The 11,334-nt window shown below is 44.7% G+C and carries 12 protein-coding genes and 2 tRNA genes; 10 read left to right on the top strand and 4 right to left on the bottom strand.

Going from position 1 to position 11,334, the window contains the following annotated elements:
- Window position 1 precedes the first annotated feature (1 nt).
- The 3 genes from avs1c (at window position 2) to ACFPFU_RS10300 (ending at window position 1,096) form a co-directional block, all read left to right on the top strand.
- Entirely contained in the window at window positions 2–256 is a 255-nt protein-coding gene (avs1c, locus tag ACFPFU_RS10310; protein ID WP_377064168.1) for an AVAST type 1 anti-phage system protein Avs1c, read from the top strand.
- Window positions 243–521: a hypothetical protein gene (locus ACFPFU_RS10305; protein ID WP_377064166.1), complete on the top strand. Its 279-nt coding sequence runs from the start codon at window positions 243–245 to the stop codon at window positions 519–521. Before avs1c ends, ACFPFU_RS10305 begins: the two co-directional genes overlap by 14 nt.
- Before the next feature lie 395 nt (window positions 522–916).
- On the top strand, window positions 917–1,096 hold the full coding sequence (locus tag ACFPFU_RS10300; protein ID WP_377064164.1) for a hypothetical protein: 180 nt from the start codon (window positions 917–919) through the stop codon (window positions 1,094–1,096).
- Window positions 1,097–1,133: 37 nt separating this feature from the next.
- Here the strand turns inward: ACFPFU_RS10300 and ACFPFU_RS10295 are convergent, their stop codons facing one another.
- The 4 genes from ACFPFU_RS10295 to ACFPFU_RS10280 form a co-directional block, all read right to left on the bottom strand.
- Window positions 1,134–1,352, bottom strand: coding sequence for a hypothetical protein (locus tag ACFPFU_RS10295; RefSeq protein ID WP_377064163.1), 219 nt, complete (start codon window positions 1,350–1,352; stop codon window positions 1,134–1,136).
- A gap of 40 nt (window positions 1,353–1,392) precedes the next feature.
- Window positions 1,393–1,683 carry a helix-turn-helix domain-containing protein gene (locus tag ACFPFU_RS10290; protein ID WP_377064161.1) on the bottom strand — a complete coding sequence of 97 codons (291 nt, stop codon included), beginning with the start codon at window positions 1,681–1,683 and terminating at the stop codon, window positions 1,393–1,395.
- A 135-nt stretch (window positions 1,684–1,818) separates the two neighbouring features.
- Complete coding sequence (locus ACFPFU_RS10285; RefSeq protein WP_377064159.1) at window positions 1,819–3,081, bottom strand: site-specific integrase; 1,263 nt, start codon at window positions 3,079–3,081, stop codon at window positions 1,819–1,821.
- A gap of 287 nt (window positions 3,082–3,368) precedes the next feature.
- Window positions 3,369–3,442, bottom strand: a tRNA-Pro gene (locus ACFPFU_RS10280).
- Between the two features lie 237 nt (window positions 3,443–3,679).
- Here ACFPFU_RS10280 and ACFPFU_RS10275 point away from each other — a divergent pair.
- The 7 genes from ACFPFU_RS10275 to ACFPFU_RS10245 all read left to right on the top strand — a co-directional run bounded on the left by ACFPFU_RS10275 (window position 3,680) and on the right by ACFPFU_RS10245 (window position 11,322).
- Window positions 3,680–3,753: transfer RNA gene (locus tag ACFPFU_RS10275), tRNA-Asn, on the top strand.
- A 215-nt stretch (window positions 3,754–3,968) separates the two neighbouring features.
- Window positions 3,969–5,207, top strand: coding sequence for a tyrosine-type recombinase/integrase (locus ACFPFU_RS10270; RefSeq protein ID WP_377064157.1), 1,239 nt, complete (start codon window positions 3,969–3,971; stop codon window positions 5,205–5,207).
- 299 nt (window positions 5,208–5,506) lie between these two features.
- The gene (locus ACFPFU_RS10265) at window positions 5,507–5,827 is read left to right on the top strand and encodes a hypothetical protein (protein ID WP_377064155.1); all 321 of its coding nucleotides are present in this window, start codon (window positions 5,507–5,509) and stop codon (window positions 5,825–5,827) included.
- Between the two features lie 533 nt (window positions 5,828–6,360).
- Window positions 6,361–7,929: a type I restriction-modification system subunit M gene (locus ACFPFU_RS10260; protein ID WP_377064153.1), complete on the top strand. Its 1,569-nt coding sequence runs from the start codon at window positions 6,361–6,363 to the stop codon at window positions 7,927–7,929.
- Window positions 7,930–8,102: 173 nt separating this feature from the next.
- Window positions 8,103–9,236: a Fic family protein gene (locus tag ACFPFU_RS10255; protein ID WP_377064151.1), complete on the top strand. Its 1,134-nt coding sequence runs from the start codon at window positions 8,103–8,105 to the stop codon at window positions 9,234–9,236.
- 120 nt (window positions 9,237–9,356) lie between these two features.
- On the top strand, window positions 9,357–10,598 hold the full coding sequence (locus tag ACFPFU_RS10250; RefSeq protein ID WP_377064149.1) for a restriction endonuclease subunit S: 1,242 nt from the start codon (window positions 9,357–9,359) through the stop codon (window positions 10,596–10,598).
- Between the two features lie 259 nt (window positions 10,599–10,857).
- Complete coding sequence (locus ACFPFU_RS10245) at window positions 10,858–11,322, top strand: Abi family protein (RefSeq protein WP_377064147.1); 465 nt, start codon at window positions 10,858–10,860, stop codon at window positions 11,320–11,322.
- Window positions 11,323–11,334: the final 12 nt, after the last annotated feature.

Raw genomic sequence — 11,334 nt, 5'->3', positions numbered from 1 at the left:
AATGTTTGAACCCAGAGGATATTATATAAAAAGCAGAAAGGAATTTGAACGAAATTTGAATACTACAGCTGAACTTGCTAGAAATGGAAGATTGGTCTTTTCTGAGCAATCCAGAAAGGGTATTGAAAGTTTAATGAAAGTCAGAGTTCTGCCAAATGCTAGGATTAATTTATCCACCATTAATGAACTTGTGAGGGCCACAACCATGATGACAGGAATGAAAAACTTCAATAATGTAAAAAATGAAGAAACCTAAATATGGCATGCCAACCCCTTCTACCCGCAAAGAATTTGAGCAGAATATCTCGCTTTTATATGAAGATATGCTAAGAGTCTTCGATTCAAAAGATGATGATTTAATTCAAAATAAGGTATGGTCAACTGGTCAGCATTTGAAGAAAGTGAAATTATTGCCAAACGGAAGATTGCACCTTAATACAATAGATGAAAGAATCCGACTACAATCCAATATGATGGATTGGTTTAAGCGTATACCTCCATTATCACAAAAGGATGAATAGGGGTATCTTTTGAACACAAGTGGAGAGATTACTGTGGAAATTAATGATGATTTCAGATGGCCGGCTGAAGTTATGGTGAATTTGTCTTTTAGCGCTTGAATGGCCTGCCATTCCGGCAGATATTGACCCGCGTTTTATAAGGTGCTAAAACTCTTTTTTTAAACTTTGGTAAAAGAGCTATGGACTATTTACCGGGTGAAAGATAAGCCCAGCGCCCCTGACCTGATCCAAAAATAGGAGAGGCCTGACTATGCTATTGTAAGGGTTGAAAACAGGCTGGGGATTACACGCCAAGATTTGAGGTGCTATAAACCCGGAAACTTATTGATCATGGTAGATAAAGTACTCCTGAAAACATATAAGTGATTCGACATCCTTCTTAAAAAAAATTGAATATGGCGTACAATAATAGATGGGACATTAGACCGGAAGAAGTCAAAAAAGTTTGCAGAAAGAATGGACTGGATGTTGATGACGAACAGGCAAAATTTGTTTTGGATTTTATCAATATTTTGGCGCAAGCTGCATTTGAGCAAATGGATATCGAAGAAAATGCAAATGCTCAATCAGAATAAGAAAAGACAGGCCTTTACCTCTTCTGAGAAATTAGCATCATTGCGAAAGATTCCATATCCACTCATTAGCATAAGCTTTCCAGTTCTTAATAGGAGTCCCTTTTTTCGTGTTCCATTTGATGTTCTCATGGTGGTGAAAGAAAATCTCCGCTTCTTCCAGGGATAGTTCCTTTTGTAAAAAATAGATTTTGACATGTTCAAGAAGTGGTGGAATCTCCATGCCAAATCCCTCATTAACACCTTTTGGTCTATTCATCCTATTGCATTTTCTATAGAAGGGGAATTGCTAAAGGAAATCAAGAATCTTGAAAAACCCGGTTCTGAAATTTATTGGCCTGTAGCATCTTTTGAATATCCTCCTGGTCATAATAGAGTACTCCCCCTACTTTTGTGTAAGGCAAGGTTCCGTTTACCCGCAGGTTTTGTAAAGTACCGGGAGATATCCCCAACAGCTTCCTGACCTCAAATGATTTGAGCCATTTCTTGGTAGGTTGCCCGGAATTGCTCTTTAGCAGCCTTTTGATGTCCTCCAATAGGTCTTTCCTGAATCTGTCTAAGTCTTCCCGGGTGATAATCTCTACAGCCATGATTTTACTGTTTGGTTGAGCCTCCAAAAGTATTTTCAAAGCAAGGAAATTTTTCACACCCTGATTTGGAAGTGGGAAAAAAGCCTGTAACCTCAAATATTGATCACAGGCTTTTGAATACTATATGAGCAATGCTCAACCATTGGCCGAATTGAGGCCGGTCGGCAAATTTTTCTTTTGACCAAGTGTTTCTTTTAAGGACTTCATGTCCTCACTGACCTTTTGCTCAACAACCCTTGCATAAATCTGGGTAGTAGCAATTTTGGTATGGCCAAGCATTTTGCTTACCGTTTCTATGGGAACACCATTCAACAAAGTAACCGTAGTAGCAAAGGTATGTCTGGCCAAGTGGAAAGTCAGGTTCTTGTTGATCCCACACAAATCAGCAATCTCCTTCAGGTAACTGTTCAGCTTTTGGTTGCTTATCACGGGAAACAGTGTACCCTTTTCAATCGACCTTGGATGGCTGCGGTATTTTTCAATAATCTCCCATGCTTTGGGGAGGATGGGAACCCTTACCGGTTTGTCGGTTTTTTGCCTGCATGTGGAAATCCAGTATTCTCCATCAATTCCTATTGAAACATTATCAGGAGTCAGGTTCATCGTGTCAACATAGGCCAGTCCAGTATAGCAACTGAACACAAATAAATCCCTGACCCATTGCAAACGGACGATGGAAAACTCTTTTCTTTCTATTGCATCAAGTTCATTCGCTTCCAAATATCCCCTGTCTACCTTGTGAAATTTGAGTTTGTACCTGCTAAAAGGGTCTTTATCCAGCCACTCCATTTTGACAGCCAAGGCGATCATTTTTTTCAGACGTTCCAAATGTTTCATGATCCCGTTGTTGGTTAAGGGTCTTTGGTGGTCTTTGGGTACATAGTTCAGAAGGTAAAACTCAAGGTCTGTTATAAACTTGTACCGGAGTTCGGAAAGGTACATATCAGATGTCCCGTGGCGTTCTTTCATGAATTTAACCACATACTTCTGTGTGGTATGGTAATTCTTCATGGTTCCCCAAGCCAACGTATCCTTAAATCTAGTATTATGGTATTCCATCAGTTTGGTAAGGGTATGCTCTTTGTCACCTGTTCCCAGAAACATACATTTAATACCTTCTGCCGTAATCAACCGTTTCTGGATTTGCATTTCTTGATAACATTCCACCAGTCTGGCGTTTACCTCTTCAAGATAGTGATTGAGGGATTTGATTTCTTCCCGGCTCCCTCTGGCCGTTCCCTTTTTACTGTTCCAGTCGGCAGGTTTAATATATCTCTTTAAGGATATTTCCTTCCTTTCCCCGTCCACAGTGATCCGGGCATAAATTGGAGCTTTACCATTTTTTGCTTTGTTCACACGGATGATGAACTGGATTCCAAAAGTGTTTGTCGTTCTCATGGCAATTTCATTTTTGAGTTTTTAAAACCATTTGTTATTGTTCGTCGTGACCTGCTCCAAAAAGGTCACTCAAACAAAACCAAAACAGGTCAAAATTAATTAACCAACCATCTGACTAACAGTTAATTAACCCCTTTCTGGTGACCCAAATATAATTACTAATTTGGTTCACCGTTCAGTTCTCATTTTTCTTGAAATTGCTTGTATTACATTGATATCGAAAAAACAGAAAAGCCTGTAAATCATACGATTTACAGGCTTTTAAAGGGAGTTGAACTCCCTTGTTGTCGGGGTGGCGGGATTTGAACCCACGACCCCTTGCACCCCATGCAAGTACGCTACCGGACTGCGCTACACCCCGAGACTATTTGGATATGGATTGCAAAAATAAAAGAAATTCTTTGATATAAAAACCTGGAGAGGTAAAATGTCTGTTGATCACCTGCTCATGAAAGACCTTAAATTTAATGATTTGAATTTGAGCACCATACGCATCTCCATTCTAAAGAGTGGTAAAATTATTTGATGTTATTTGGAAAAAAAAGAGTAAGCTGTTAAGTTTGCATCACCATTTCGGGCAACGGCCTGAAACCTTTATTCCTCCTTAGCTCAGTCGGTTAGAGCATCTGACTGTTAATCAGAGGGTCCTTGGTTCGAGCCCAAGAGGAGGAGCAGGAAGCCTTGCAGAGATGCGGGGCTTTTTTGCGTTAAAAAGGGCCTCAGAACGCCCTCTAGTGAAAGTTTCCGCCTCTTGCAGGGTGGAGGCTCCTTCCAGACGTTCGGTCCGGCGCCGGGTGAAAAGTGGTGGAATTTGGCCCTTTTTCTCCAAGTGCGTGCGAAATGCGTGCACCTTTTTCAGCACTCCAAAAGCCACAACTTCACACGTTATGGCATCTTTAAAAATCCATCTTGACACACGTAAAACCTCGAAAACAGGTCTTTTCCCTGTAGTGGTCCGGCTGTCTCACAACCGCGCACATCGGAACATCCCGACGGGAATGCGTGCAAAAAAATCAGACTTCATCGAAAAGGGCGGGTTATACCGCAACAATCCGGAGGCAAACGCCCAACTCCTGGAGCTCCTGCAGACCTACAGTCAGCGCCTGAGGGAAATACCCGAACGCACTGTAAGGGACGCTTCTGTGCAGGAATTGAAATCCATGCTACTCAATTCTGAAGCAAGGGAGGAGGTGACCATGTACAAGTTCTGGGAGAGGGAGGTCGAGCACCTGTACCAAACCGGAAGGACAGGGAATGCGACTGTCTACAAGTTCAGTCTTGCAGTGCTACAGAAGCTGCATGATTTCAACAAGCCCTTTGAGGACTTCGGTTACAAGGACATCCTGGAAATCGAGCGGAAGTTGTATGCGCGGAAGGTCAAGGTCAACACGGTGGGCGTGTACATGCGGGCTCTAAAGGCTGTCTGCAACAAAGCCATCAAACAGGACTTGGTGGATCAGTCATGGTACCCGTTCTACAAGTACACCATCAAAAGGGCAAGGACAACGCCCCGTGTACTCTCCCTGGATGAGGTCCGGCGATTTATGCGGCTGGAGGTTCCCAGGGACAACCCTTACCTGTACAGTTCCTGGCGCATTGGGCAGTTGATTTTTCTGCTGCGTGGCATCAACCTGAAGGACTTGCTCCTGCTGAAACCTGGCGACGTAAAGGGAGACAGGCTCATCTACAAGCGTTCCAAGACTGGCAAGATGTACAGCATCCAACTCCTTCCTGAGGCCTCAACCATTCTGCAGGAGTTTGAATCTGATCACACGCTGCTGGGTGTCTTTTCCGAGGAGCAGATGGCGGACCCAAAACGGTTCGTCTACATCTTTGGGCAGAAAAGGAAGCTCATCAACAAGCACCTGAAAAAGCTCGGGGAAATGGCTGACACAAATGAGCCCATCACCACTTACGTGTTTAGGTACACCTATTCGAATATTGCCAAGCAGCTTGGCTTCAGCAAGGACATCATCGCCGAGGCCCTGGGGCATGATATGGCAATTCTGTCACAGGGATATATCTGGAACTCTTCGACAACAGTGTCCTTGACAACATGCACGGGCAGGTCTGCGAAAAGGTGTTTGGTAAGACTTGAATTGATATTCAGGCTGCCTCACTGCTGAAACCTCAGCATGATCCGGCCACCTGATAGCAGAGGCTCTGTGATATGCCGACATCCTAACCAAGCAGGTGGATGAAGTTTTGCAAAACCTGGGTCAATTTATCGGTCTACTGGGGTAAGATCAAAAAATATCCCTCAAACGGAAAAATAATTTAGTTGAGTATGAGCTTAATGCGATTTGTGCAAAGTTCTAACTCAATAGGATTATTGTTTTTGACATACTTTCAGGTATATCTTAACTCTGTGAAGGAATACACTCCTTATATCAACTTTTAACAAAAGAAAACCTCTTACACACACATGAAAAAAAACATTTCTATCATCATGGCAGTTTTGCTCCTGCTCTTCTCAGGCTGCTCCATCCTTGAATCGGACAAAAATGAAGAATGGCCAGAAACAGGAAAAGTATCCGTCAAGATCAAAACGATTCCTACACTCATTGATGATTCATTTGAATTCACTTGGTTCTATGGTGAGAATGGGGATGGAGACGTTTTTGCCTCTCTAGCCGACGGTTCAACCTTCTCTTTTGAAAGCCCTGTAGTTAGGCGCGGCCTAGGCGGGCATTCGATGTTTATTAAAATTGAGCCTGAAAAAATATATTCAGAAACGGAAATGTAGGATTACACATCTCAGTGTTTCAATTTCCAGGTAGAGTTCGAATATGATGGAAGAAAATTCAGGACAGAAGAGGCAAACGTAGGAAAAAGTGAATCCGGAACCTTTGTTTGTGAAGATGGTGCACGTTATTTTCTATTCAATATCTCTCTTCCGTGATACAAAACTCATTTTGTTTAAACGTGCCACATTTAACTCTCCAAGCCTCACCCACGTGGTGGGGCTTTTCTCTTACCAAAAAAGTGGCAATTTCCGCCTAACCCCTTATCTTAGCTGTCAAAAGTTTTTCCCATCAGGGGCAAAACTTGGGGCTACAAAACAGAACGGATCCGAAAAGCTTGAATTTGTGGGGTTGGTTACCGGGTAAAACCATGACTGGAAAACATTTTTCAAGAATGCCAGTCGTTTTAGACCTCTAGAATTTTACGGTATGCCGCCCGGAAACGCCACTGTAAGGAAGCCCCTGCCATAAACTGTTTTTAACCTGGTTCGAACGGCTGTCAGTACAGCTCTGATAACCTGCAACGAATATTCACATGTCTGAAGAACAAAAACGCCTGCTGGAAAGCAAACTCTGGGGGATCGCCAACCTTTTACGCGGCAAAATCAGCGCGGACGACTACCGGGACTATATCCTGGGCTTTATTTTCTACAAGTACCTCAGCGAGCGGCAATACCTCTATGCCAACGGCCTTTTGGAAACCGAGGAAGTCAAGGACTACCTGGACCTGAAAGACCCTGATCTGCTGGAAGCCATCAAAGACGAATCCTTGCAGTCACTGGGTTACTTTCTCAAGCCCGAAGAACTCTTCGCCTCCATCACCGCCAAAGGCAATGCCTCCACGGAGACGGACAGCAACTACATCCTCGAAGACCTCAAGGCCGTGCTCAACCACATCGAGCAGAGCACCATGGGCACCGATTCCGAAGAAGATTTCAACGACCTTTTCTCGGACATCGACCTCAATTCCAACAAAATCGGCCGTACCGTCAAAGCCCGAAACGAAGTGGTGGTACAGATCCTTAACCACCTGAACAAAATCGACTTTCGGCTACAGGAAGTGGAATCTGATGTAATGGGAGACGCCTACGAGTACCTGATCGGCAAGTTTGCCGCGGGGGCGGGCAAGACCGCGGGGGAATTTTATACCCCCCAGCAGGTATCCAAAGTGCTGGCCAAGATCGTCACCACCGGCAAGGACAAGCTCAAGTCGGCCTATGATCCTACCTGTGGTTCGGGTTCGCTGCTGCTCCGTGTAGCCAAGGAAGCACAGGTCAGCGAGTTTTATGGGCAGGAACTTACCCGTACCACCTACAACCTGGCGAGGATGAACATGATCCTCCACGGCGTGCACTACAGACAGTTTAATATCCGGCATGAAGATACCTTGGAGAACCCCCAGCACCTGGAAGAACGCTTCGAGGCGATTGTGGCCAACCCTCCCTTCTCCGCCCACTGGAAAGGGGATGATAACCCACTATATAACAGCGACGAGCGCTTCAGTCAGTACGGTAGACTGGCACCCAAGACCAAGGCGGATTTCGCTTTTATGCAGCACATGCTCTACCAACTGGCGGAAAACGGCATCATGGCCAGCGTCTTCCCCCACGGGGTACTTTTCCGTGGAGGCGCTGAGGGAACGATCCGTAAATACATGATCAAGGAAATGAACGTGTTGGATGCCGTGATCGGACTCCCTGCCAACATCTTTTATGGTACCAGTATTCCTACCTGTGTTGTGGTGCTAAAGAAGTGCCGGGAGCAGGATGATAACGTGGTCTTTATCGATGCCAGCGGCGAAGGCAACTATACCAAGGTAGGCAACCAAAATGAACTTCGGGACCAGGATGTGGAGAAAATTGTGGAGACCTACCGCAACCGGACGACTATCGACAAGTACAGCTATGTGGCCTCTTTAGGGGAAATCGCCGAAAACGACTACAACCTCAACATCCCCCGCTATGTGGACACCTTTGAGGAAGAGGAGCCTGTGGACCTGGATACCACGGCAGATGAAATACAGCAACTAGATGCTGCGCTGAAAAGCAACGAAGCCGTGCTGAAAAGCTTTTGTGAGGAATTGGGGATAAAAGCACCGTTTTAGTGAGACCTGCCAGGTTTTTAAAACCTGGCAGGTCTTCCGTTCCTTCCTGCAAATATAATAACCCATAGTTGCAGGAATTTAATTAAGTGCAAATATAATTATATATATTTGCAGAAAATGGATTAAGTGCAAATATGTAAACCCATATTTGCAGCAAAAATGACAGTAAGTGCATGAGAGATATTAAAGATTTCAAAGCAGGAACCTGGCTGAAACAACGTGAATACCGAAGTTTCAGCCCGGATCCCATCCATCAGGCCTGGGTGTTGAGTGACCCTGCTGTCTTGACGCTCTTGAGTAAAGCGGACAGGTATTTGGGCAGGCTGGATGCTTTTTCTGATTTGGTGCCTGACATTGATTTCTTTATCAAAATGCACGTCACCAAGGAGGCCACGGTATCCAGCAAGATCGAAGGGACGCAGACTTCCTTTCAGGAAGCATTGGCCAAGGAAGAGGACCTGGATCCGGAGCGCAGGGATGACTGGTTGGAAGTGCATGCTTATATAGATGCCATGAACCAGGCCATACAGGACATGCAAAAGCTGCCCATTTCTACCCGCCTGATCCGGAAAACCCATGCCATCCTGCTCGATGGCGTACGGGGACAGGAGAAGCTGCCCGGTGAATTCCGCAACAGCCAAAACTGGATAGGTCCCAGCCTGCGCCATGCCATTTTTGTTCCGCCCGTACATACCGAAGTGCATGGACTGATGAGTGACCTGGAAAAGTTTATCCATGACGATGGCCTACCGATGCCTCATCTGGTCAAGATCGCCATGGTACACTATCAGTTTGAGACCATACATCCCTTTCTGGATGGCAATGGACGGATCGGGAGACTGTTGATTACCCTGTACCTCTTGGACAAAGGGCTGCTGAAGTATCCTACGCTTTACCTCTCCGATTTCTTTGAACGCAACAGGCGGGACTACTATGACAACCTGATGCGTGTACGGGAAAAAAATGCCTTGGGAGAGTGGATTGCCTTCTTTTTACAAGGAGTGATCGAGACCACGGAATCAGGCATCCGAACTTTTCAGGAAATCATCCGGTTGCGTGAAAAGTACGAATTTCAGGAGCTGATGAAGTTGGGCAAAAAGCAGGGAGACGCGAGGCGGTTGATTACAGAACTCTATCGCCAGCCCATTGTGGATATAGGTCAAGTGGAACAGATGCTCGGTGTCCACAATTCCACTGCCAACCGCATGATCCGGGATTTTCAGGGACTGGGCATTCTGGAAGAACTCACCGGCTTCAAGCGAAACCGGATCTTTGCCTTTAGGGAATATATCAACTTATTCGGATAATATGATGAAAACATATATAGCGGCAAGGAGCCACCCAAGACCTGGCAGGCTTCAAAAACCTGACAGGTCTGACCTATGGAAAAATCTTTGTGAAGAGTTGGGGATTAAAGCACTGTTAGTATGAAAGACAATTTAAAGAGTGAGCCAGAAATTCGCTTCCCAGAGTTCTCCACAGCGTGGTTTGAAACTAGTCTTGGGGACCTGCTGACTTTCAAAAACGGGCTCAATGCGACGAAGGAGGATTACGGTGGAGGGGATAAGTTTATCAATGTATTGGACATTATTCAAAACAACTTTATCACCTACGACAAAATCATAGGCTCAGTTCGAACATCCGAGAAGAACAAGGAACTCTACAAGGTGGAATACGGAGATGTTCTGTTTCAACGAAGTTCCGAAACCCGGGAAGAAGTGGGGCAGGCAAATGTTTATCTTGACCGAGAAAAGCCTGCTCTCTTTGGTGGGTTTGTTATTCGGGGTAAGAAGGTTGGTGAGTACCACCCTGTCTTTCTTAACTACCTTCTGAAAACCCCTGCCACTAGAAATGATATCACCTCAAGAAGTGGAGGAAGCACAAGGTATAACGTGGGACAAGAAACACTTTCTTCGGTTAAAATTAGCACAACGGGACTGTCTGAACAACAAAAAATCGCCTCCTTCCTGTCTTCGGTTGACGAGCGCATAGAACTGCTGGAGCGGAAGAAGGAAAAGCTGGAAGCCTACAAAAAGGGCGTGATGCAGCAGATTTTCCCTTCGACAGGCTCAGGGCAGACTCCACGGATCCGGTTCAAACAGGATGACGGCAGTGAGTTCCCGGAGTGGAACTACTTGAAAGCAAAGGAAGTGTTTGGGAATGTTTCAAACAAAAAGCATCAAGGTGACTTGCCCATCCTTTCCGCTTCCCAAGAACACGGAATGGTTCTTCGAGAAGAAAACGGTATCCGAATTCAAGCAACCGAAAAAAGCATTTTGTCATACAAAATTGTGGAGCCTGATGATTTTGTAATCAGTCTCAGGTCGTTCCAAGGAGGTGTTGACCATTCGAGGCATCTTGGTATCTGTAGCCCAGCCTATACCGTTCTGCGAAGTAAAATCCCGATTGTACCCCAATTTTTCACGTTCTTCTTCAAAAAGGAAAGTTTCATAACAAGGCTTAGCCTAACGGTCGTTGGGATTCGGGATGGAAAGCAGATCACTTACGACAATTTTGGACAACTCAAGCTTCCGTACCCGAGTTTGCAAGAGCAACAAAAAATCGCTGCCGTTCTTAACTGCTTGGATGTAAACCTTGAAACACTTGACAGCCAGATCCAAGGGTTGAAAACCTGGAAAAAAGGGCTGTTGCAGCAGATGTTTGTGTAAAATACAGAAAACGCAAGCGATCAAAGCACTTACGTTTTCCGATTTCCTTCCTCCGAATGGTAGGGTGAACTTCAAGACAAAAACACCCCCTCTCCACCTAAATCAAACTCCTGCATAGCACGCAGGCCTTCGGTGGAGAGAAAGCGTTTTTGCAAATATGTAAATATATATTTACTTTTCGTAAGTATTTACGTACCCTTGTGTCAACAGAACCTGAGCTGCATACCGTAAGATCTGCTCTCGGGTCATTTTTTTATTTATGTCAAAGTCTGCATACACAATCGAAGAGCAAATCGAGCTACTCAAATCGAGAGGAATGCTTTTTAGGAGACGAATCAAGTGCCCCCATTTTTTACAAAACATCAGCTACTACCGCCTTAAAGGGTATTTGCATTCTGAGTTATCGAGTTGGCTGGAAGCCATCGGTTATGTCAGAAATATTATCGCGCACCATTCAAGATTATGGAATAGAGATATGGTGAAGCGTCCAGTTTTAAATTTGAAAAACCCAACATCACGTGGGCTTGACTTGCCTCTTGTTGAAGTCCAACAGAAAAAACCATTTCTGATCATTTCCTGCATGCTTTTTCTATGTAACAAAGTCACACCCAATCACCAGATCAAAATAAAAATATTGAGCCTGTTCGAAGAAAATTCATCCATCCCGATTTATAAACTTGGCTTCCTCCATAATTGGGAAAATCAAGGGCTCTGGAAAAAATAAATCAAAAAAGCT

The sequence above is a fragment of the Negadavirga shengliensis genome, from assembly GCF_042652345.1.
GTDB classification, from domain to species: domain Bacteria; phylum Bacteroidota; class Bacteroidia; order Cytophagales; family Cyclobacteriaceae; genus Negadavirga; species Negadavirga shengliensis.
This window is presented reverse-complemented; position numbering and strand designations above follow the sequence as displayed.